This window comes from Bradyrhizobium sp. B120, assembly GCF_049075665.1.
Classification (GTDB): Bacteria; Pseudomonadota; Alphaproteobacteria; order Rhizobiales; family Xanthobacteraceae; genus Bradyrhizobium.
Genome location: NZ_CP185242.1, coordinates 1,186,444 through 1,209,162, shown reverse-complemented (window position 1 = coordinate 1,209,162; position 22,719 = coordinate 1,186,444). Strand labels below are relative to the sequence as shown.

Below are 22,719 nucleotides of genomic sequence, written 5' to 3'. Positions count from 1 at the left end.
CCGTCAACGTGCGTTCCCGTTACTCGGCGCCGGAGCCGCCCTGCACGATCTTCTCGTTCAGCTTCTGGTCGACGGTCTCGACGGTGCGGTCGATCTCGGCGCTCGGCGTGCCGAGCTGATGCGAGATCAGCTTCACCAAGAGGTCGACGCGCTCGATGAACGGCGCGCCGGCGGCGACCGCGCGGGCCGCCGAGGACGGCTTGAGCAGGCTCTCCGCCGCCTTGGCGTATTTCGCGAACGGCACCTGATCCGCAGGATCGGCGCCGAGCTTGCGCGCGATGGTATCGACATGGTCATAGATCGCCTGCGAGCGCGTGAGGTCGCCGTGGACGGCGTCGCGGATCGATTGCGGCTCTGATGGTGTGATGCAGCGATAGTTGCCGGTCAGCAGCATCGACCACTTCGCCAGCGGCACGAACAGCGAATCGAACACTTTCAACTTCACCGGAACGTCCTGGCCGTCGAGCGTCACCGCGTCGATGTCGGCTTCGAGCTCGCGCAGCACCTTGTTGTGCTTGTCGTCGGCGAAAACGGAGGCCTTGAAGTTGGTCGGCAGGCCGACATGCAGGACGTTGGCCTTCTCTTCCGGCGGACGGAACGCCTGCGGATCCGGGGAGCACAGCGTCACCAGTCCCGGCTCGAAGCGCTCCCAGACCTGGGCGTTGGTGTAGGCCTCCTCGAGGTCCATGCCGGCGAGCGCGGGGATCCGCTTCAGATACGGCAGGGGCGGCATGTTCATGATCGACAGGCAGGGCAGCTTCGCCGCCGCGATCTTGATCATCAGCACGCGAACCGTGTGGTTGGTGTATTGCGGCTCCTGCATCGCCAGGCCGACCATGTCGTAGCGCGACACGTCGACATCGGCGGGCGTGACGGCATCGAGCTTGCCCGGCAGGTCGCGCGAGAAGATCGAGCGATGCTGCTTCTCGTCGCGCAGCTTGATGCGCACCTCGGTGCCGTCGCGGTTGATCAGGTCAGCGGTGTTCTTCCGGCACACCAGGGACACGTTGTGCCCCGCCATCAGAAGCTTGGTCCCCAGCAGGGAGCCGTAGGAAGCCCCAAGGATCAGAATGTTGCGCGCCATGTTTCCTCTCTCAAAGACCAATCCCGGACCTCTTGCCGACGGTCCGTGGTATACCAGATACTTGTCTTACGATGTTCGGGCGATCCGGCCAAGCTCCTTGGCGCGATGATGCGGTTTTGTCGGCTCAGGCGCCGAGCGGCATCCTATCCTGCTGATTACGCAGCAGTTTCTGTCCGGCGCGACTCACCGGTAGCACCAGATTGTCGTCGAGCCGGACGCCGAGCCGGCCGGACTGACGCGTCAGTCCCCGGATACCGGTGTGGGCGACCCAGTGTGATCGATGGATCCGCACCCCGGTCTCCGGTCCCAGGGCCGCGACGGCATCGGCCAGCTTGATCAGGATCAGGGCCTCACCACGATCGGTGCGCACGCGGACATAATGGTCTTCCGCACTCAGGGACAGGATGGCGGCGTGGCGGACCGCAAACGGCAATTTCGAACGGAACGAGCAAGCTGCGTCCGGCGGGGACGTCGGCTGTGCCGGATCGATGGCAAGATCGGCAGCTCCAACGGGCACCCGCCGGAGAACCCAGATGAGCGGGCCGAGGAACAGGTTGATCCACAGCACCTGCAGGGCGAGGTCGCGGTAGGTCACATAGGGCAGCACCTGCGGCGCCAGCAGCCACAACAATTGTTGAACGATCCAGCCGCCGGCCGGCGCAACCGCCACCGCGACGCCGACCGCGGCCCAGAGCGGCTCGGCGCCGGAGAACAGATAGCGCCGCACCAGCGCCGTCACGCCAATGACCAGGGTGGTGATCAACAACGCGCCCACAACGAAATGGACCAGCCGCGTCAGCAACCCCATCCCGACATAGGTGCCGAACGCGCCCACGATCGCGAGCCCGATACCGGTCACCACAGGCAGCACCACTGCAGCGTGGCGCCGCGGCAAAGCCATCGAATCCTGGCGGAAAAGTTCGGTGATGGTCATTGGCGAATAAGAACTGCTGTTCGCGAAGTGGACGTGGACCCGAGACCGCCCCTTCCTATAGCAGCCGGACGGTCGATCATTCGAGGACTCGCACATGAAATTTTCGTTGGTTCCGGCGGCTCGCCTCCGGCTGCTCTGCTCCTGCCTCTGGTCCTGTCTTGGCTTGCTGGCCCTCCCGGTCCTGATGCCGCCCTCCGCAGCCGAGGCTGCCGAGGCCGCCGAGGCGGGCTGGCGCCAGATCACGATCCCGGTCTCCTCCTCTAATCCAGCGGCGATCCCCGTCGCACTTTATTACCCGACCCAAACGCCGGCCCGCGCCATCCCGATGGGGCCGTCCACGGTCCGGGCGGCGATCGGGGCGCCGCCGGACCCGAAGGTCAAGGGGTTGATCATCCTCAGCCACGGCACGGGCGGCTCCGAGCTCGGGCATACCAGCCTGGCGGAGGCGCTGGCCCGGCACGGCTATCTGGTCGCGGCCTTGCGGCATCCCGGCGACAATTGGGAGGATCATTCGATCTGGCAGCAGCCGCCGGGGACGTTCTTCACCGAACGGCCGCGCCAGGCATCGCGGGTGATTGATGCGCTGCTGGCGGACCCCGAATGGAAGGACAAGATCGCGACCGACGCACAGGGTCCGCGCATCGGGGCGGTCGGACACTCCGCCGGCGGCTACACCGTGATCGCGCTGGCGGGCGGCCAGGTCGACCTGTCCCGCATCGGCGAGCATTGCAGAATCGACAGCAAGGACGATCCCTTGTTCTGCAGCATGGGGGGCGACTCCAAGTCACCGCCGCCGGCGACGACATTGCTGCCCCCGGCGACCGATCCGCGGGTGCGCGCGGTGGTGGCGATGGCGCCGGCCGGCGTGTTCTTCACCGCCGCATCGCTCGCCGCGATCAAGATACCGACCGCGGTTTACGCAGCCGAACGCGACCGCTGGCTGGTGCCGCGGTTCCATGCCGAATGGGTTGCACAGAATGTGCCGCACGCCGAATTTCACATGATCCCCAACGCGTGGCACTTCGCCTTCATGGATCGCCCCGGCACACCGATCCAGACCCTGGATGGCGACGCCGCAGCAGATCCGCCCGGCTTCGATCGCGAGGCGCTGCTCACGCAGTTGCGCAACGACTTGCCCGCCTTCTTCGACAAGGCATTTGCGCAGGAGTAGATGGCGACGCAGCTGACCGTGCCGGGATCGGACTCACGCAACGAGACGGGATCATGATGCGCGCCGCCGCGTCGTGATCTCATGCTCCGGATTACGCGATCGGACGTTCGCCGGACCAAATCGGCGATTGAAAGTCCCATGCCGAGAGGATTATCTCCCGTCTGGATTGGCATCCGGCAACCGGAAAGGGCATCGGAGCTTGCAAGTCGCTGCGCTGACAGGTCGAGCTGAAGAGATTCTGGTCGCTGCATCCCGGCTGTTTGCCCGCCACTCCTATGCCAATGTCACGATGGAGCAGGTTGCGGCGACGGTGCAGGCCGTGCCGGGCGCGCTGTATCACCACTTCCGCGACAAGGAAGACCTGATCTTTCATTGCTATCTGCGCGGCCTTGCGATCTACAGGCGCGAGATGGAGGCAGCGGCCGAGCCCGGTATCGATGGGCTCGAGATCGTCAGGCGCTTCGTGCGCGGCAGGCTGCGGTCCGAAGCCCAGCGCATGATCCTGTTCACCGACATCGATGCGCTGGCTGCGCCCTACAGCAGCGAAGTCCATGCCAAGCGCTGGCAGAATGCCGCGCGGCTTGCGGAGATTCTGGATCGGGGTGTGGCGGACGGCTCGATCGCCTGCGACGAACCGCTGCTGACGGCGGTGGCGCTGATCTCCATCCTGGACTGGGTGCCGTTCTGGCTGTCCGAACGTGACTACTACACGCGCCAGCAGGCGATCGATGCCATCGACGACATCATCACGCACGGCGTTTACCGGCGCGAGATCGCGGTTCCCGAGATGCCCGAACCGCTCAGCCTTGCACCTTTCCTGGAGTCGCGCGCGGCGTTGAACAAGCGGGCCGCGAAGTTCGACAGGATGCTTTCGATTGCTTCCGACAGCTTCAACCGCAGGGGCGCGTCAGGCACATCGCTCGAGAGCATCGCCGCGGATGCGGGCATGACCCGCGCCGGCATCTACTATCACTTCAGCGAAAAAGAGAGCCTGTTGCTGGCGTGCCTGCGGCGCGGGCTCGCCGGCGAGATCAGCATCCGCGAGCACCTGCAAGAGCACAGCCTCGGTGCATTCGATCACATCGTGCAGAGGATCCGCCTGCTGCTGATGCTGCACGACACGCCCTGCGGCCCGAAGGCGACCTACCACAACATCAACTATCTCAACGACGTCGACCGGAAAGTCTATGTCGGAGACGTCCTGGCGACGATCCGGCAGGACCAGGACAGCTATCAGCGCTGGATCGACGAGGGCCGCTTCCGCCGCATCGATACCTACTTCGCGGAGCGCATTCTGACCGGAATGGGCCATTGGTATCCGATCTGGTTCAAGACCAGGCGCGACTGGTCTCCGGCAGAGATCGCCGATCATTTCGCGCGGTTGTTTCTCGCAGGTCTCAAGCCGCGCCGGCATCCGACCTGAGCATCGGTTCCAAAATGCCGGGCGGGCGTGCGCACGCAGGTCTCATCCGAAAGTTTACTGCTCATTCAAAACAGCGACCGATTCCGAAGGCATATAGCCTATAACATCATACTACCTTCCGCTAAAACTTGACGCTAAATTCAAAGCGAAAGTTGCGAAGGCGCGGCAATTGGGGTTATGAGACGGCCTCGATCGCTTAAGATCAATCAAAACACGAGCAAGGGAGGAACGCAGAATGCATAGGCTGATCGTTGCCGCCGCGGCAGCGCTGACGGTGTTGGGAGGCGCGGCGTCCGCGCAGGAATCCATCAAGATCGGCTATATCGATCCGCTCTCCGGCGGCGGCGCCAGCGTTGGCGAAGGCGGCCTGAAGACGTTTCAGTATCTCGCCGACGAGTTGAACGCCAAGGGCGGCATCCTCGGCCACAAGGTCGAAATCGTCCCGCTCGACAACAAGACCAATCCGCAGGAAAGCCTGGTGCAGGCGCAGAAGGCGGTCGACGCCGGCATCCACTACATCACCCAGGGCAACGGCTCGTCGGTCGGTGCGGCGCTGGAAGATTTCGTTACCAAGAACAACTCGCGCAACCCCGGCAAGGAAGTGCTGTACTTCAACTACGCCGCGGTCGATCCGAGCATGACCAACGAGAAGTGCAGCTACTGGCATTTCCGCTGGGATGCGAACTCGGACATCAAGATGGAAGCGCTGACCAACTACATGAAGGGCCAAGCGTCCATCAAGAAGGTCTATCTGATCAACATGGACTACTCGTTCGGCCAGTCGGTGCGCACCACGGCGCGCAAGATGCTGGGCGAGAAGCGGCCGGACATCCAGGTCGTCGGCGACGAACTGCACCCGATGCTCAAGGTCACCGACTTCTCGCCCTACATCGCCAAGATCAAGGCCTCCGGCGCCGACACCGTCGTGACCGGCAACTGGGGCCAGGACTTCGCGCTGCTGTTGAAGGCCGCGGCCGATGCCGGCCTCAAGGTCAACTGGTACACCTATTATGCCGGCGGCGCCGGTGGGCCGACCGCGATCAAGCAGACCGGCCTCGAGAACCAGGTGTTCCAGATCAGCGAAGGCGTCCCGAACTCCGGCAACAAGGCGGCGATGGATTTCGAGAAGGACTTCCGCGCCAAGACCGGCATTTCCGTGTGGTATCCGCGCGCCGTCAATGAGATGCGGATGTTCAAGGTCGCCGCCGAGAAGGCCAATTCGGTCGATCCGGTGAAGGTCGCGGCCGCCCTCGAGGGCATGAAGTTCGAAGTGTTCGACGGCGGCGATGGCTTCATGCGCAAGGACGACCACCAGTTCTTCCAGCCGATCTACATCTCCTCGTTCGGCTCGCTGACCGACAAGGCCAAGGAGCCCTTCGACGAAGAGAACACCGGCTGGGGCTGGCACATCGTCTCCAAGATCGACACCGATAAGACGATGCTTCCGACCACCTGCAACATGAAGCGGCCCTGATCGGCCGCTGCAAGGCGCCTCCGCGACCACAGGGTTGCGGAGGCGTTCGTCTTCCGGCAGCGTCGTGGTGCCGCAGTTCATTTCACCGACAGGTTATTGATCACGTGAACCGTTCCAGTCTCAAGCGGGTGCGCCGTGGCTGAGCTCATCGTCATCTCGACACTCAACGGCGTGCTGTTCGGCATGCTGTTGTTTCTGCTGTCCAGCGGACTCACCGTCATCTTCAGCATGATGGGCGTGCTCAACTTCGCGCATGCGAGCTTCTACATGCTGGGCGCGTTCTTCGGCTTTCAGCTCACCCGCTGGATCGGCTTCTGGCCGGCGCTGGTGATCGCTCCGCTCTTGGTCGGCGTGGTCGGCATGGGCGTCGAGCGCTACGGCCTGCGCAACACCCACAAGCACGGCCATGTCGCCGAGTTGCTGCTGACCTTCGGTCTCGCCTTTGCGATCGAGGAAATCGTCTCGATGATCTGGGGCAAGAGCCCGGTCGACTATCGGGTTCCGGCGGCACTCGACTTTCCGGCCTTCACCATATTCTCCACCAACTACCCCGCCTACAAGATCTTCATGCTGGTGGTCTCGGTCGTGATCTTCATCGCGCTGCTGGTCACGCTGAAGCGGACGCGGGTCGGCCTCATCGTGCAGGCCGCGCTGACCCATCCGAGCATGGTCGGCCATCTCGGTCACAATGTCGGCCGCGTCTTCATGCTGGTGTTCGGCGTCGGCAGCGCGCTGGCGGGCCTTGCCGGCGTCATCGCCGGTCCCTCGCTGGTGACTCAGTCCGACATGGCCGCGCTGCTCGGCCCGATCCTGTTCGTCGTCATCGTGTTCGGCGGCCTCGGCTCGCTGCCCGGCGCCTTCATCGCCTCTCTCCTGATCGGACTGATCCAGACCTTTGCGGTCGCCCTCAATGGTTCGCTCGCCAGCGTGTTCGGGCCGCTCGATCCGAGCCTCGGCGCCTCGCCGCTGACCGACATCTGGAACGTCACGATCGCGCAGATCGCGCCGATCCTGCCCTATCTGCTGCTGGTGCTGGTCCTGATCTTCCGCCCCATGGGCCTGTTGGGGACGCGCGAGTCATGACGAACGCTGTGACGCCCGCTCCCGCAATGGCCAAAGAAGAGTCCAACAGCGCCCTGAGCTTCTATGGCATCTGGCTGATCGCAGCCGTAGCGCTGGTCGTGCTGCCGCTGGTGTTCTCCTCCGGCGGCTCGCTGACTTCGTTCAGCCTGATCGGCATCGCGATCATCTTCGCGCTGTCCTACAACATCCTGCTCGGCCAGACCGGGCTCTTGTCGTTCGGCCACGCCGTGCAGTACGGCCTCGGCGGCTTCCTCGCCGTCCACACCATGAATGCGGTCGCGAGCCACAACTGGCCGATCCCGCTGCCGCTGATCCCGCTGATGGGCGGCATCGGCGGCATGGCGTTCGCGCTGCTGGTCGGCTGGGTCATGACCAAGCGCGCCGGCACCGTGTTTGCGATGATCTCGCTCGGCATCGGCGAGCTGGTCGCCTCGTCGTCGCTGATCCTGCGCAGCGTATTCGGCGGCGAATCCGGCATCACCACCGACCGCACCGCGCTGATGCCGCTGTTCGGCTGGACCTTCGGGCCGCAGCTCCAGGTCTACTATTTGATCGCGTTCTGGGTGATGATCTCCGCAATCGCGATGTACGCGCTGACCCGCACCCCGCTCGGGCGCATCTGCAATGCGGTGCGCGACAACCCGGAACGCGTCGAGTTCATCGGCTACGATCCGCATGTGGTGCGCTATCTCGCCTACATGTTCGCCGGCTTCTTCGCCGGCATCGCCGGCGGCCTCGCCGCGATCAATTTCGAGATCGCCAACTCCGCCTATCTCGGCGCGACGCAGTCGGGGCTGGTGCTGTTCTCCGCGTTCATCGGCGGCACCGCCTATTTCTTCGGTCCGATCTTCGGCGCCATCCTGGTGACGTATCTGCAGCTGGGACTGACCAACGTCACCTCGGTCTGGCAGCTCTATTTCGGCATCATCTTCATCGCCATCGTGATGTTCGCCCCGGGCGGCATCGCCGGCATCCTGATGAAGCACCGCCCACTGATCCGTGCCGGCACGCTCGGCACCGTGATCCCGTCCTACCTGGTCGCGGCGATCCCGACGCTGGCGCTGGCGCTCGGCATCATCCTGACCATCGAGACGGTCGCGCGCTTCTCCGGCGGCGACGCCATCAATCTGCTCGGCATTCCCTTCGCCGCGACCGCGCCGACCACCTGGGCGGCCGCGGCGGTTCTCGTCGTCGGCGGCTTCCTGGTTGCGCGCATCACCTGGCGGCGCGTCGCGGAAGCCTGGGATCGCGCCGCGACGGTGGCTCGTGATCGGGGGTATCTCGCATGACCGCTGCCATCCAAGTCAACGCCGTCGAGAAGAGCTTCGGCAATGTCGCCATCATCCGCGATCTCAATTTGAGCGTCGCCAAGGGTGAGCGTCACGCCATCATCGGTCCGAACGGCGCCGGCAAGTCGACGACGTTCAACCTGATCAGTGGCTACATCAAGCCGACCTCGGGCGAGATCCGGTTGAACGGCGAGGTCACCTCGGGGCTCAGACCGTTCGAGATCAACCGGCGCGGGCTGTCGCGCTCGTTCCAGGTCACCAACGTGTTCGCCCGCATGACGGTGTGGGAGAACGTCCGCTGCGCCGTGCTGTGGGCGACCGGCCACCGCTACGCGTTCTGGAAGAACGTCGACAACCTGCCCGAGGTGAAGCAGCGCACCGCGCAGATCCTCGACGACATCCATCTCACCCATCGCCGCGACGTGCCGGCGGGCTTGCTCACCTATGCCGAGCAGCGCGAGCTCGAGATCGGCATCACGATCGCGGGCGGCGCCAGCGTCATCATGCTGGACGAGCCGACCGCGGGCATGAGCCACGCCGAGACCGAACGCGCCGTCGCGCTGATCCGCCGCCTCACCGAAGGACGCACGCTCGTCATCGTCGAGCACGACATGAGCGTGGTGTTCGGCCTTGCCGACCGCATCTCGGTCTTGGTCTACGGCCACATCATCGCCTCCGGCACCCCGGAAGAAATCCGCGGCAATCCGAAGGTCAAGGAAGCCTATCTCGGCGAGGAGGTCGACTGATGCTCGAGGTCAGGAATCTCCACGCCTATTACGGCAAGAGCCACATCCTGCAGGGTGTCGATCTCGACATCGCCGCCGGCGAGGTTGTCAGCCTGCTCGGTCGCAACGGCGTCGGCCGCTCGACCACCGTCAAGGCGATCATGGGCGAGGTGCCGCCGCAGGGCACCATCCGCTTCAAGGGCCAGGACATCGCGGGCCTGCCGAGCCACAAGATCGCCCGCCTCGGCCTCGGCTATGTGCCGGAGCATCGCGACATCTTCCCGAGCCTGACGGTTCGCCAGAACCTGATCCTCGGCATCAAGGACCCGCGGCGCCCCGGCAAGTGGCGGCTGCAGGAGATGCTCGACATGTTTCCCAACCTCGCCCGCCGCGCCGATACGCCGGCCGGCGTGCTGTCGGGCGGCGAGAAGCAGATGCTGACCACGTGTCGCACGCTGCTCGGCGATCCCGAACTGATGATGATCGACGAGCCGACCGAAGGCCTCGCGCCGCTGATCGTGCAGCAGGTCGGCGAGTTGATCGCGCGGATCGCCAAGGCCGGCGTCGCCATCCTGCTGGTCGAGCAGAAGCTGTCGATCGCGATGAAGATCTCGAACCGGGTCTACATCATGGGCCACGGCCGCGTCGTGTTCGAAGGCACCCCCGACCAGCTCAAGGCGAACGCGGCCGTCCGCGAGGAATGGCTCGAGGTGTGAGGGGGGGTGCCGATGGCAGACACCGTCAGCTTTCACACGGTAATTCCGGCAAGCGGTTGATTACAATTTTATTCTCTTCCATAGAGCATCGATAACTCCTCCCGTCTAGGGTGCAACCATTCAGGGGGGCACGCATGTACGCGGTGAAAAATTCCTCGCGCGCACTGCTCGCGGCGCTTGTTCCTCTTGCGGCCATGCACGCCATCTTGATTGGCATGGCGTTGCTTGCGACCCAAACCACGCCGCCAGAAAGAGCCCTCCCGAGCCCGGACAAGGTGCTGACCTTTTTTGTAGGTCGTCTGGTGCTGGACGGCACATTCCTGTTCATTGGTCACCTTGTGCTGCGCCAGTTCCGTATCTCGAGCAGGCTTGCGTACGGGCTTATGGGTGGCGCGATGGTCGCGTTGAGCTATGTAACCGCGATCCAAAATGGGTTCTGGCTGTTTCCGCTGAGGCATGGCACCGAGATCACCTCGGGCCTTCTGCCAGCGATTGCCGGCACGATCTCGGCCTTCCTCTATAGTCAATTCGCGGGTTTTGCGCCGGCAGCTTTGCGGCAAGACGCCGAGTCCCGCAGCTCAAGGACTTTCGACGGACCGGTTCGTGTTCGCACGTCGATCGCCGCGGTTACGATTGCAGCCATCGTGCCGGCTGTGTTGACCGCAGTACTATGCGTTTCCCTTGAGTCACTGTTCCTGCCGCCCCGTCTGATCGTTGCCGATTCCATCTTCGCTGTGGCGATCCCGGCTCAAGTATTTCTGATGACTTTGATTGCCACAGTGGTTCCCTCGGCCGTCCTGATCCTTGTCGTTCATCACCTTGCAAGAGCTTTCCGGCGCTGCCGTGGGCTAGACTACTCGGTGATCGGAGGTTTGAGCGGCGTATTGTGTATCGGTCTCTTCGCGCCCTTCATTCCGGCGGCTCACATCGCCTATCTGGTGATGCCTGCATGCGCGTATGGCGCCGTCATGGGCGCGTTGTATCGCCGATTTGCCGGACTTGAGCCCTTACCGTTACCCGAAATCGTGCTCGCCAATGACGAGCATGCGCTGGTTGGAGCCGATCATCCCTCGCGCCGTCAGCACGGCGTCATGCTGATCGGCTCGTCACATTCAAGGGGGTCCGTGTGAAAGGTCTTGCCGCACTGGGCGTTGCCGGGCTTGTTATGTTGGCTGGCGCACTCTGGTTTCTGGGGAATCCCGTTCTCGTAGGGGTAAAGATCAGTCCGGTCGCGCCGAGCTCCAAGCTCCCCGAGTTCAAGCAGGTGCCGACCCCTCTGTTCGGCGAAGCATCAAAATCGGCGCCCAACCGCTAGTTCGCGCCGTCGAGGACAGGCAGACATCGCGGTGCGATGTGCATTGCCCTCCTCTTGGCTGATCAACGCCACGACATCGCCCGCGCGCAGTGTCTGGCCCGGCTTCACCGGCACCGATCGGGTCAGGCCGGAGCGCGGGCGGGCTTCCTGTACTCCGCGGTCTCGGCGCGAAGCAGGTCGCAGAATTCGAGCGCGAGACGGCTGCGCGGCCGTTGCGACGGAAACAGCAGCACGGTGGTGATCTCCAGCCGCGGCGTGAACGGTTTGAGCACGATCCGGGCGCTGGCAAAATCCCGCGCCACGACGGGATCGACGATCGAGAAGCCCAGCCCCTGCGCAACCAGCGCGCAGCGCTGCATGCTGTACTGAATCTCCGCCACCGTTCTGACCTCGGCCCCGGCGTCTTCGAAGGCGCGTTCGAGGCGCGATCGATGCGGCGCGCCCGGGGCTGCCGCAATCATCGCCTCGCCGTGCAGGTCCTTTGGCATGATCAATCGCTTGGACCGCAGCCGGTGCTGACGCGGCAGCACGCAGATGGCGTCGGTCGTCATCAGCTGCTCGTCGTCGACCGCTGCAAAGCCTGACTGGGGTCGCGCCAGCCCGACATCGCACTGGCCCGCAGCAACCAGGCTCCAAACCCGTTCGGGGCTATGCACGGCGACCGACAGCATGATGCCGGGGTTCTTCCTGGAGAATTTGCTGACGATCCGCGGCATCAACGAATAGGTGAATGCTGGAAGGCAGGCGATCCTCAGCGTCCCGCTGCCCCGCGCGCGAATGCCGCGCGCGGCGCGCGCCAGATACTCCAGCCCGGCCTGGTTGCGCTCCACCTCATGCAGGAATATCTCGCCTTCCGGCGTCAACGTGACGCCGCCGCGCCCGCGTTCGAACAGCGCGAAGCCGATCTCGCGCTCCAGCCGCGCGATGGCGCGACTGACGAAGGGCTGCCCGATCCGCAGGCTCAGGGCCGCCTTGGTGATTCCGTTGTGACGCACGACCTCGCGAAACAGGTCAACGTGTCTCGGATTCAGGGACATGACCAATCTGCATATGAACTGCCATTCCGGTCATTTGACGGCATGTTGGTTCGATGCGTCAATAGGGCATGCAATTCGCAGACAGCCATGCCGCCTTGGCCACCGACCGTATCGTGCTGACCAGGATCCACGGTTCCGAGATCTCGCGGGCAAAGCCGCTCGGGGACGCCGGCATGCTTCGGCAGCTCGATCGCAGCGGCTCCGGCCGGGCGGCGGCCGCGCGCATGGCAGCCACACTGAGCTGCGCGAACGTCACGACCGCGTTCGCGATCGAAGACGCCGGGTCAGGCGACATCATCGGCCTCACCGCATTCGCGGCGCTCGAGCCGGAGGAGAAGCGGGCGAGGTTTGCGCCGATCTGGAGCAGCGGACGATTGGACGAGATCCTGCTCATCAGCCATGTCGCGCATCTCATGACGCGGTATGCCTTTGAGGTGCTCGCCGTCGAGCGGGCCGAGGTGCATCTGGATTGGCGCCTGCGGCGTGCGCTCGAGCTCTACACCGGCCTCGGCTTCCGCTGCGAGGGACGGCTTCGCGCCTATTTTGCCTGCGATGAAGGTCCATCCGCCGACGCTGCGGTGCTCAGCGTGGTACGCTCCGGATGGCCCGCCATCGCCGACCGACAGCGCCGGTTCCTTGCCAACGAGACGTGGCGCAGTCGGCTTCCGTCCGATCGCCCCCCATAGCGCCATGACGGGGACAGGACCGCAGCAGATCGATGCGGCCGAATCTACTCCGGCCGGATCAACGCCACCACATCCCCGGCGCGCAACGTCTGTCCGGGCTTGACCGGCACCGACGCAATGCGGCCCGCGCTCGGCGAATGCACTGATATCTCCATCTTCATGGACTCGATGATGGCGAGTGTGTCGCCGGCTGCGACCACCGCGCCCTCCTCGACCAGGATCTTCCAGATGTTGCCGGGCACCTCCGAGAACGCGCCGACCTGGCCGTCGGGAATGCCGGTCGAGACGACACTCGCATCGATCGATTCTGCCGGCGCCTCGTCGAGCTTCATCTCGCGCCAGCGCTGGCGCTCGGCATCGAACGCGGCCTGCTGCGTCGCCTTGAACGCAGTAATCGACGGCTGCGCATCGGCCAAGGACTTCGCGTAGTCGGCGTAGGAGAATTCGCCCTGCTCGATCCTGATGTCGTATTGCCCGTGTGGGAACGCGGCGCGTGCGTCCAAGAGCTCATCGGCATCGACCGGGAAGAATCGGATTTTGTCGAAGAACCGCAGCAGCCACGGATGACCCGGCTCGAACACTTTCGTGGTGCGCCATGTGTTCCAGACCTGGATGGTGCGGCCGAACAGCTGGTAGCCGCCCGGCCCTTCCATGCCGTAGATGCACATATAGGCGCCGCCGATCCCGACCGCGTTCTCCGGCGTCCAGGTCCGCGCCGGATTGTATTTGGTGGTGACGAGACGATGCCGCGGGTCGAGCGGGGTCGCCACCGGCGCGCCGAGATAGACGTCGCCGAGGCCGAGCACGAAATAATCGGCATCGAACACGATGCGGCGGACGTCGTCCTCGCTGCCGAGGCCGTTGATGCGGCGGATGAACTCGACATTCGACGGACACCACGGCGCATCCGCGCGGACCAGCTCCTGATACTTGCGCATCGCAAGCTCAGCCTGCGGATCCCGCCACGACAGCGGTAGATGCACGGTGCGGCTCGGCACCCGCATCGCATCGACCGGCGGCAAGTCGCGTTCGATCCGTCTGAGCACATCGAGCAGCTTCGTTCGCGACAGCGCGGTGCCGTCATAATGGATCTGCAGCGAGCGGATGCCGGGCGTGAGGTCGATCAGGCCGCCGAGTTTTGCTTCTTCAAGCGCCTGCGCCAGCACATGGACGCGCAGCCGCAGCGCGATGTCGAGCTCCATCGGACCATATTCGACCAGGAGATTGTCGTCGCCGGCGCGCCGGTACACCACCGGGATCGGGCCGTCATCATGGCGTCCGACAACGGCCGAGCCGAGCTCGGGCGCGCGCAGCACCGTGGGGCCCGCAACAGGATCGTCGCGTTTCACCGGAACGAAGCGGACGGTGTCGCCGGGCCGGAGCTGGCCGACCTTCCAGAGCTCGTCGCGCGCGACGACCGCCGGACAAACGAAGCCGCCGAGGCTTGGTCCGTCGGGGCCGAGAATGATCGGCATGTCGCCGGTGAAATCGATCGAGCCGACCGCATAGGCGTTGTCATGAATGTTCGACGGATGCAGCCCGGCCTCGCCGCCATCGGCGCGGGCCCAACGTGGCTTCGGACCGATCAGCCGCACGCCGGTGCGGGCGCTGTTGAAGTGCACCTCGTAGCTCGCCGCGAACAGCGTTTCGATGTCCTCGTCGAGGAAGAAGTCCGGCGCGCCATGCGGGCCATAGACCACGCCGATCTGCCACGCCGACGCAAGCTGTGGACATTCGTCCTCCGTTGCGCGCCGAGGCGCGGCAAGGCTCGACGTCTCGGCACCGATGTGCAGCACGTCGCCGGCCTTCAGTGAGCCCGTCGCATGGCCGCCGAACGCGCCGAGCGCAAACACCGCTCGCGATCCCAGGATCTCGGGCACGTCGATGCCGCCACGCACGGCGAGATAGCTGCGCTGGCCGGGGCCCTTGATGCTGCCGATCACGAGCGTCTGCCCCGCGCGCACCGCGACCGGCTCGTCATGGGCGACCTCGGCACCGTCGAGCGATGCCTTCATGCGTGCGCCCGAGAGCGCAACGATCGCATCGGTGTTGAAGCGCAAGGTCGGCCCGTTGACGGTCAGCTCCAGCGCGGTCGTGGTCTCCGGATTGCCGACCACGCGGTTGGCAAGACGAAACGACCGCTCGTCCATCGGCCCGCTCGGCGGCACGCCGACATGCCAGAGATGCAGCCGGCCGGGCAATTCCTGCACGCCGCTTTGGGCACCGGGTGCGACGACATCGATGGTGCGGGGGCGATAGGCGAACGCGCCGAGCACGCTGGTCGCCACCTTGCCGCTGCGGAACACGTCCGACGCCGCGATCGCGCGGAGATAATCGAGATTGGTCTCGATCCCGGCGACGACCGTATCATCCAGTGCCTGCGTCAGCTTTGCGATCGCAGCGTCGCGGGTGTCGGCCGATACGATGATCTTGGCCAGCATCGGATCGTAGAACGGCGAGACCTCGGTGCCGGTCTCGATCCAGCCGTCGATCCGCGCGTCCGGCGAAAAGCTGACCTGCGTCAGCCGGCCCGCGCTCGGGCGAAAGCCGGCGCCCGGGTTCTCGGCATAGAGCCGCACCTCGATCGCCGCGCCCTTCGGCGTGAGCGCGCCGGCCTGGCCCAGCACATCCTCGCCGGCCGCCTGCCGGACCATCCATTCCACGAGATCGACACCAGTGACCTGCTCGGTGACGGGATGCTCGACCTGGAGACGGGTGTTGACCTCAAGGAAGTAGAAGTCCTCGCGCGCGACGTCATAGATGAACTCCACCGTCCCGGCGGATTCGTAAGCGACCGCCTTGCCGAGCGACACCGCGGCCGCGTGCAGCCGTTGCCTGATCGCGGCGGAGAGCCCCGGCGCGGGTGTCTCCTCAAAGACCTTCTGGTTGCGCCGTTGCAGCGAGCAATCGCGTTCGCCGAGCGCGACCACATCGCCCTTGCCGTTGCCGAAGATCTGCACCTCGATGTGGCGTGCCCGGGCGACGAACCGCTCGAGATAGACCCGGGCATCGCCGAAGCTCGCGCGCGCCGTGCGCTGCACGGATTCAAACCGCTCGCGCAGCGTCGCCATATCGTGGCAGAGCTGCATGCCAATGCCGCCGCCGCCCGCCGTGCTCTTCAGCATCACCGGAAAGCCGATTCTGTCAGCCTCGCGCACCGCCTCTTCGATGGTCTCCAGCAGGCCGGAGCCCGGCAACAGCGGCACGCCGCTTTGCTCGGCGATCTCGCGCGCCCGATGCTTGAGTCCGAAGGCGTCAAGGTGCTCCGGCCGCGGCCCGATGAACGCAATGCCGTGCTCGGCCAGGCGTTCGGCAAAGCGGCGGTTCTCCGACAGGAAGCCGTAGCCGGGATGCACTGCCTGCGCGCCCGTCGCAAGGCACGCCGCCATGATCGCATCGACGTTGAGGTAGCTTTCGGCGGCCGGCGCCGGACCAATGCGCACCGCCTCGTCGGCCTCCAGCACCGGCCGGGTGAAGCGGTCGGCGTCGGAATAGACCGCGACCGAACCGATGCCCATGCGGTGCAACGTCTTTCCGATCCGCCCGGCGATCTCGCCGCGGTTGGCAATCAGGACCTTGCTGAACATGCCTCACGCCTCCGGCTCGAAGATCGTGACCTGCACCGGCGTTGGGAAGAAGCCGTTGCAGGGATTGTTGATCTGCGGGCAGTTCGAGATCAGGCACAGCACGTCCATCTCGGCGACCAGCTCGATGGCGTCGCCGGGTTTGGAGACGCCGTCGACCACGGTGAAATTTCCAACCGGATCGATCGGCACGTTCATGAAGAAGTTCAGGTTCGGCACGATGTCGCGCTTCGACATGCCGTATTTCGCGGCCTCAAGCACGAAGTTCTCGCGGCAGGCGTGCTGGTAGCGGGTCTGGTGCCCGAACCGCACGGTGTTGCTTTCGCAGGAGCAGGCGCCCGCCGAGGTGTCGTGCAGGCCGCAACTGTCAGCGGTGACGCGCAGCATCACCCGGCCTTCATTGGACATGATCTGGGTGCCGAGCCCGACATAGGCCGAGCCCTGCGCACGCAACGTATCCTGGCCGCTGTAGCGTTCACCGAAATCGTCGGCACGATAGAACAGCGTATCGACCGCCTGCTGGCCATGGGTATCCGTGATCCGCAGCGTCTGGCCTTTGCGGATGATGGCCGACCATGGCTTGCGCGCGGGAATTTCCACGTCGAGAACGATACGACCGCGGGTTTGAGCGGATGGCGTGGTCATCGCACGGCTCCTTCGCTCATCTCGCCGAGATACAGCGCATTGTTCTGATAGGCGCGGATCGCCTCGGCCGTCGCGGTACGGCAGAGATCATCGGCGGCGGGCTTGGCCGAGCGATAGCGCACGACTTCCACGCTCGCTTGCGGATAGCTTTCCCCGGGATCGAGCGGATGCGGACAATTCGACAGCGCGATCAGCAGGTCCATCTCCGCGCGCAGATCGACGAAATCGCCCTTTTGCCGGCGCGCGCCGGACCACACAAACCTGCCGCCCGCGTCGATCGCGACCGGCGCGAAGAAGCTGACGCAGGGATGGACGTCGCGGCGATCGAGCCCGAGCTTCGCCGCGGCGAGGATGAAATTGTCGCGCGTGTTGCGGAAATTGCCGTCGCCGTATTTCGCGAGGTTGGTCGCCGCGGTCGAGCCGCCGACCACGGCATCATGCGCGGTGCTGCTGTCCTCGGTGAGGCCGAGCAGCGCGCGCCCCATGTCGGACAGCAGGATGCGGCCCTTCTGCAGCCGCGCCGCCCACTGCACCTTGATGGTGTCGGCGTGGTTGAGCCGCTCGGTGGTGTCAGCGCTGTTCCAGGCGAGCAGGCTGACGGTCGATGTCCCCGACGTGTTGACGATGCGCAACGTATCGCCGCGGTTCAGCCGTGTGGTCCAGTACCAGCCGGCCGGAATCACCTCGCGATGGATGATCGCGTCAGTGGCGATCGGCGCAGCATCGCGCGCGGTCGCCGCCGGCAGCGCCCGCGGCGCGTGCTCCTGCCCTGCCGCCTTCAGCTCGTTGTAACGTCGGGTATGCGCCGCGATCTCGGCCTTCTGTTCCTCTGTGAGGATCATGGTTGCTCCTTCAAGACGAGAGCGCCGGGCCGTCCCGGCTGATGCTCCTGGTCTGACCGGGTCGTCCCGATCGGAGCTGGTTGAACTGATGACCGCGGCTCCGCGCTGCGGCGTGGAAAGATCTCGAGGTCGCGCGACACCGTGGCGCCGTAGCGCTCGCGCTCCTCCGGCCGGTTGCGCTGCCGCTCCAGCGCGATCACGCGCGTTGCGAGCCCGAAGGCCTCGCTGAGGTCGTGCGTCACCATCACGACCGTCAGATGGGTCTCGTTCCAGAGCCGCTTCATCAACAGGTGAATGTCGGCGCGGATTCCCGGATCGAGCGCGCCGAACGGCTCGTCGAGCAGCAGGATTTTCGGGCCGCGCATGATCGCCTGCGCCAGCGCGAGGCGCTGCTGCATGCCGCCCGACAGCGCCGACGGATACTTGCCCTCCTGACCGGCGAGCCCGACCTCGGCGAGCAACGCCATGGCCTCGTCGCTGGCGGCGCGCCGCGCGGCGCCGAACAGCCGCGCCGTGAATTTGGCGTCGCGCAGTTCGCGGCCGAGCAAGACGTTTTGCAGCACGGTCAGATGCGGAAACACCGAGTAGCGCTGGAACACCACGCCACGATCGGCATCCGGCTCGGCGCTCAACGGCTTGCCGTCGACCATGATCTGGCCGCGGCTCGGCTGCTCCTCGCCGAGCAGCATTCTGAGCAGCGTGGTCTTGCCGCAGCCGGACGGGCCGACCAGAGCAATGAAGGCACGCGGCTCGACCTCCATCGTGATGCGCTCGAGCACGATGTGATCGCCGTATTCCTTCCAGACGTCGTCGAACCGGATCGCGCTCATTCCGCCCTCACCGAGGCAAACCAGGGAAACAACCTGCGCTGCAGGACGCGCAGGCCGACATCGATCAGGAACGCCAGCAGCGTGATCCAGGCGACGTAGGGGATGATGACGTCCATCGCGAGATAGCGGCGCACCAGGAAGATCCGGTAGCCGAGCCCGGAGTCGGATGCGATCGCTTCGGCCGCGATCAGGAACAGCCACGCCGGCCCGAGCTGCAGCCGCAGCACGTCGATCAGCCGCGGCAGGGTTTGCGGCATCGCGACGCGCAGCGCGATCTGCCAGGTCGAGGCGCCGAGCGTCTGCGCCTTGACGATCTGCTCGCGCGGCAGCTCCTGCACCTTCATGGCGAGGTCGCGGATCATGCAGGGCAGCGTCCCGATCACGATCAGCGCAATCTTCGAGTTCTCACCGAGCCCCATCACGATGAACAGGATCGGCAACAATGCCAGTGGCGGCACCATCGAAGTCACCGACACGAACGGCCCGAGCAGGGCATTGGCACCCGGCAACAGTCCGATCACGATGCCGAGGACAAGCGCCGCCACCGTCGAGATCGCCAGCGCCGACCCCAGCCGCCCCAGGCTGGCGACGGTGTCGGAGGCCATCAGATAGCCTCCGGTGCGCGGGTCGACCTCGAACGCCATCTGCTTGACGGCCTGCACCATGTTGGGCAGCGCCGGCAGCAGCTTGTCGTTCGGGTTTTGCGTGAGCCGCGCGCTGGAGCCGGCGAAGTAGGCGATTGCGACCAACAGAAACGGCAGCGCGAGCAGATAGAATCGCGTCTGCCGTCCCGGCCGTATGTTCACAAGTCGCATATCCGGCTCCTGTTTGAGGCGACGCGACGCGCGTCAGGGCTTGACGTCAAAGCTTGCCCTTGGCGGCTTCGTCCATAAAGGTCGGATCGAAGCGCAGCTTGACGTTCGCCTTGTCGCCCAGCACCGACTTGTCGGCGAGCTCGATCCCGACGGCGTCGGCGGATTTCGCGCCCTTACCGAGCAGGTCCTTCTCGAACAGGAACTTGCGGACGCGGTCCATGGTCACGCCGATGGTCTTGCTGCGCGTAAAGGCTTCGGCGTCCGTTGCCTTGTCGAACAGTTTTGTGGTCGAGAGCTGGCTGTCGAAACCGGCGAGGTCGGTGCCGGAGGCCTTGGCCATCGCTTCCTTGGCGGCCTTCGCCGCGGGATCGTTCGCCGTCATCCTGGACAGCGTCTCGTACCAGATGCCGACCAGCGCCTTGGCGAAATCAGGATTGTCCTTGGCAACCGCCGTGTTGACCACCATGAGGTCCATGATCTCGCCGGGGATCTGCGAGGAATCGAACACCTTCTTGGCGTCGGGCGAGCCGAGGATTTCGGTCACGATCGGATTCCAGGTCACGACCGCATTGACGTCAGGCGTCTTGTAGGCGGCTGCGATATCGGCATCGGAGGTGTTGACGACCTTGACGTCCTTCTCGCTCAGCTTGCTGGTCTCGAGCGCGCGGGCCAGCAGATAGTGCGACACCGAGAATTCGACCAGGTTGACCGTCTGGCCCTTGATCGCGGCCAGATCCGACTTGTTCTTGAGGATCACGGCGTCGTTGCCGTTGGAGAAATCGCCCATCACGACCGCGGTGGTGTCGACACCGCCTGCCGCCGGAATCGACAGCGCGTCCATGTTGGTGATGGTGACGGCATCATAGCCGCCGGCGGTGTACTGGTTGATCGATTCGACGTAGTCGTTGAACTGCTTGACCTCGATCGTGATGCCGTATTTGTCGGCCCACTTCTTGACGATGCCGGTGTCGGCCGCATAGCCCCACGGCATCCACCCGACATAGATCGACCAGGCGACCTTGAAGCTTTTCTTCGGTGCGGCGTCAGCGACGGATGCGGCCGCGAGCACGATCGCGCAGCCGGTGACAACAGAGCGGAGGAAGAAAGAGAACTTGTTCATTGCCGATCCCTCTTGCGAAACTTCACAAAAAGGGACTGGCGAAAAGACCATCGCTCCGCCAATCCCTTGGCTAACGAGGTCTCCCGGGCTTTTATCCCGCCGTGCACCTGCGAGGATGTCTCCCCCGCAAGCGGCTGCTCTCGGACCAGCACCTTGCTTCGCAAGATCGGAACCCTAGCGGCCAACTCAGCGCCATTGATGCACGAGGCGTGCCAGCGCACCGACGTTTGAATCTCATGAGATTTTTCGGCGCGCGCCGCGCGGCCGCGAGAACGCTCTGCTTAAAAACTACGCAGGCGTGCCCAGAATTGGCTCTGTCATTCCGTCAGCGGCGTCAGCAGGATCGCAGTCGGCGGATGTCGAGGGGGAAGTCGATGCGCAAGCTTCTGAGCGTACTGTGCGGCAGCCTCTGGCGTGGGCTGCACGGCCGGTTTGGTCTGATGCCAGGATGCGAGATCGGCGGTCCCCGGCAGCGCCAGCCCTGAATGGCGAGGCCGATCAGCTCTTCACGGTGTTGACCGCGACGCTTTCCTTGTAGGCCGGCCGCGCCGTGACGCGGTCGAGATAGGGCGTTGCGACGTCGCAGACCCCGACACCGTAGTCGATCGCCCATACCAGGCAGGTCGCGAGCAGGATATCCGCGCTGGTGAACTGATCGCCCATCAGATACTGGCGGCCGTCCGACAGGGCGACTTCGACATGGCGGAGCTGCTGGCGAAAATACTCGGCCGCTTTCACGACCACATCCGGAGCATGGCCGTAGATATGGGCGAGGCCCTGGACGTCATGGCGGCGCATCACGTAGAGGCTGGTCGAGTCCAGCTCAGCCACGATGAAGAAGCACCATTCCAGCCATCGCGCAAAGTCGCGCTCCTCGACGGGAACGAGGGAGATGTTCGGGTTCGAGTAATGGCGCGCCAGATAGGCGACGATGGCGGCGCTCTCCCCGATCGTGAAGTCGCCGTCCTGCAGCAGGGGAATCTTCTGCCGCGGATTGAGCAGCGTGTATTCCGGCGTCTTGGTCTCGCCGGAGCGAGGCAGGATCGGCTTGCAGTGATAGTCCAGCCCCAATTCGTGCAATGCCCAGTGGGCCCGGATCGTCCGCGATGTCCCCACCCCCCATAACGTCAGCGTCTCAGGCATGACGTCACCATTTCTCGACGGAGGGACGCAGATCCAGTTCATGGCTCCATCCGTCGCGGCTCTGCTGGTGCACGAACCAGTAGGCCTCCGCGATCGAAGACGTGCGGGTCAACGTGTCAGGCGGGATCTCTGATGCGTCGACGCCGGTGGCGGCCTTCATCCGCTGGTGGATGGCCGGGCTGTCGACGCCGGCATCGATCAAGAGATGCGCGACATGGATGTTCTTCGGTCCGAGCTCGCGCGCCATCGCCTGGGCAACCGCGCGCAGGCCGAACTTGGCGGATGCGAATGCCGCAAAGCCGCTGCTGCCGCGCACGCTCGCGGTCGCGCCGGTGAACAGCATGGTGCCGCGGCCATGCCGCAGCATGTGCCGGGTCGCCTCGCGTCCGACCAGGAAGCCGGCGAAGCAGGCGAGCTCCCAGGCCTTGAAGAACAGCTTCTCGCTGGTCTCATGCAGCTCCTTCTTGACGTTCGAGCCGGCATTGAACAGGCAGACCTCGATCGGCCCGATCTCCCGTTCGACCCGCTCGCACAGCTCCTGCACCTCGGTCTCGCGCCGCGCGTCGACACTGAACGCATGCACCTGGCTTCCGGCGCCGGTCAATTCCTCCACCAGGGCGCTCGATTTCGCCGCATCGCGCCGCGCGATGCAGACGGTGTAGCCGCCGGCGGCGAAGCGCCGCGCTACCGCGGCGCCGATCGCATCGCCCGCGCCAACCAATAAGGCAGTCTTGTTCGTCTCGGCCATAGGACATCTCCCACCGACGGCAGTTGTTCAGTTCAGCAATGGTGACGTTGCGCGG

At 64.9% G+C, this 22,719-nt stretch carries 20 protein-coding genes and 1 riboswitch; of the genes, 9 read left to right on the top strand and 11 right to left on the bottom strand.

From position 1 onward, the window contains the following. Window positions 1-19: 19 nt before the first annotated feature. A complete protein-coding gene (locus ACOIX3_RS05745; protein ID WP_420968827.1) occupies window positions 20-1,084 on the bottom strand; it encodes a ketopantoate reductase family protein in 1,065 nt (354 codons plus the stop codon). 124 nt (window positions 1,085-1,208) lie between these two features. Beyond that, window positions 1,209-2,018, bottom strand: coding sequence for a LytTR family DNA-binding domain-containing protein (locus tag ACOIX3_RS05740; RefSeq protein ID WP_420968826.1), 810 nt, complete (start codon window positions 2,016-2,018; stop codon window positions 1,209-1,211). A gap of 94 nt (window positions 2,019-2,112) precedes the next feature. On the opposite strand from ACOIX3_RS05740, the gene ACOIX3_RS05735 reads away from it, so the two are divergent. The 8 genes from ACOIX3_RS05735 (at window position 2,113) to ACOIX3_RS05700 (ending at window position 11,029) form a co-directional block, all read left to right on the top strand. Next, window positions 2,113-3,189 (top strand): alpha/beta hydrolase family protein, encoded by a 1,077-nt coding sequence (locus tag ACOIX3_RS05735; RefSeq protein ID WP_420968825.1) that lies wholly within the window; start codon window positions 2,113-2,115, stop codon window positions 3,187-3,189. Between the two features lie 199 nt (window positions 3,190-3,388). Continuing rightward, window positions 3,389-4,612 (top strand): TetR/AcrR family transcriptional regulator, encoded by a 1,224-nt coding sequence (locus tag ACOIX3_RS05730; protein WP_420968824.1) that lies wholly within the window; start codon window positions 3,389-3,391, stop codon window positions 4,610-4,612. 235 nt (window positions 4,613-4,847) lie between these two features. Then, window positions 4,848-6,086: a branched-chain amino acid ABC transporter substrate-binding protein gene (locus ACOIX3_RS05725; protein WP_420968823.1), complete on the top strand. Its 1,239-nt coding sequence runs from the start codon at window positions 4,848-4,850 to the stop codon at window positions 6,084-6,086. 135 nt (window positions 6,087-6,221) lie between these two features. Further along, window positions 6,222-7,169, top strand: coding sequence for a branched-chain amino acid ABC transporter permease (locus ACOIX3_RS05720; RefSeq protein ID WP_223966931.1), 948 nt, complete (start codon window positions 6,222-6,224; stop codon window positions 7,167-7,169). Then, the gene (locus ACOIX3_RS05715; protein WP_420968822.1) at window positions 7,166-8,458 is read left to right on the top strand and encodes a branched-chain amino acid ABC transporter permease; all 1,293 of its coding nucleotides are present in this window, start codon (window positions 7,166-7,168) and stop codon (window positions 8,456-8,458) included. The genes ACOIX3_RS05720 and ACOIX3_RS05715 overlap by 4 nt, the downstream gene beginning before the upstream one ends. Continuing rightward, on the top strand, window positions 8,455-9,204 hold the full coding sequence (locus ACOIX3_RS05710) for an ABC transporter ATP-binding protein (protein ID WP_342724466.1): 750 nt from the start codon (window positions 8,455-8,457) through the stop codon (window positions 9,202-9,204). Before ACOIX3_RS05715 ends, ACOIX3_RS05710 begins: the two co-directional genes overlap by 4 nt. Next, window positions 9,204-9,899 (top strand): ABC transporter ATP-binding protein, encoded by a 696-nt coding sequence (locus tag ACOIX3_RS05705; protein ID WP_223966928.1) that lies wholly within the window; start codon window positions 9,204-9,206, stop codon window positions 9,897-9,899. Before ACOIX3_RS05710 ends, ACOIX3_RS05705 begins: the two co-directional genes overlap by 1 nt. Before the next feature lie 134 nt (window positions 9,900-10,033). After that, the gene (locus ACOIX3_RS05700) at window positions 10,034-11,029 is read left to right on the top strand and encodes a hypothetical protein (RefSeq protein ID WP_420968821.1); all 996 of its coding nucleotides are present in this window, start codon (window positions 10,034-10,036) and stop codon (window positions 11,027-11,029) included. A 307-nt stretch (window positions 11,030-11,336) separates the two neighbouring features. Here the strand turns inward: ACOIX3_RS05700 and ACOIX3_RS05695 are convergent, their stop codons facing one another. Further along, a complete protein-coding gene (locus tag ACOIX3_RS05695) occupies window positions 11,337-12,251 on the bottom strand; it encodes a LysR substrate-binding domain-containing protein (protein ID WP_420968820.1) in 915 nt (304 codons plus the stop codon). A gap of 68 nt (window positions 12,252-12,319) precedes the next feature. On the opposite strand from ACOIX3_RS05695, the gene ACOIX3_RS05690 reads away from it, so the two are divergent. Then, entirely contained in the window at window positions 12,320-12,937 is a 618-nt protein-coding gene (locus ACOIX3_RS05690) for a GNAT family N-acetyltransferase (RefSeq protein WP_420968819.1), read from the top strand. 44 nt (window positions 12,938-12,981) lie between these two features. Here ACOIX3_RS05690 and uca read toward each other — a convergent pair whose 3' ends face one another. The 8 genes from uca to ACOIX3_RS05650 form a co-directional block, all read right to left on the bottom strand. Next, on the bottom strand, window positions 12,982-16,524 hold the full coding sequence (gene uca / locus ACOIX3_RS05685; protein WP_420968818.1) for an urea carboxylase: 3,543 nt from the start codon (window positions 16,522-16,524) through the stop codon (window positions 12,982-12,984). Window positions 16,525-16,527: 3 nt separating this feature from the next. Then, a complete protein-coding gene (locus tag ACOIX3_RS05680) occupies window positions 16,528-17,166 on the bottom strand; it encodes an urea amidolyase associated protein UAAP2 (RefSeq protein WP_420968816.1) in 639 nt (212 codons plus the stop codon). Further along, window positions 17,163-18,008: an urea amidolyase associated protein UAAP1 gene (locus ACOIX3_RS05675; RefSeq protein WP_420968814.1), complete on the bottom strand. Its 846-nt coding sequence runs from the start codon at window positions 18,006-18,008 to the stop codon at window positions 17,163-17,165. Before ACOIX3_RS05675 ends, ACOIX3_RS05680 begins: the two co-directional genes overlap by 4 nt. Next, on the bottom strand, window positions 18,005-18,838 hold the full coding sequence (locus ACOIX3_RS05670; protein WP_420968812.1) for an ABC transporter ATP-binding protein: 834 nt from the start codon (window positions 18,836-18,838) through the stop codon (window positions 18,005-18,007). The genes ACOIX3_RS05675 and ACOIX3_RS05670 overlap by 4 nt, the downstream gene beginning before the upstream one ends. Continuing rightward, a complete protein-coding gene (locus ACOIX3_RS05665) occupies window positions 18,835-19,653 on the bottom strand; it encodes an ABC transporter permease (protein WP_420968811.1) in 819 nt (272 codons plus the stop codon). The genes ACOIX3_RS05670 and ACOIX3_RS05665 overlap by 4 nt, the downstream gene beginning before the upstream one ends. A gap of 46 nt (window positions 19,654-19,699) precedes the next feature. After that, the gene (locus ACOIX3_RS05660) at window positions 19,700-20,773 is read right to left on the bottom strand and encodes a putative urea ABC transporter substrate-binding protein (protein WP_420968810.1); all 1,074 of its coding nucleotides are present in this window, start codon (window positions 20,771-20,773) and stop codon (window positions 19,700-19,702) included. Between the two features lie 78 nt (window positions 20,774-20,851). After that, a riboswitch (guanidine-I (ykkC/yxkD leader) is annotated at window positions 20,852-20,962 on the bottom strand. Between the two features lie 309 nt (window positions 20,963-21,271). Then, entirely contained in the window at window positions 21,272-21,916 is a 645-nt protein-coding gene (locus ACOIX3_RS05655; RefSeq protein ID WP_420968808.1) for a glutathione S-transferase family protein, read from the bottom strand. 4 nt (window positions 21,917-21,920) lie between these two features. Beyond that, window positions 21,921-22,664, bottom strand: coding sequence for an SDR family NAD(P)-dependent oxidoreductase (locus ACOIX3_RS05650; protein ID WP_342709292.1), 744 nt, complete (start codon window positions 22,662-22,664; stop codon window positions 21,921-21,923). Window positions 22,665-22,719 lie beyond the last annotated feature (55 nt).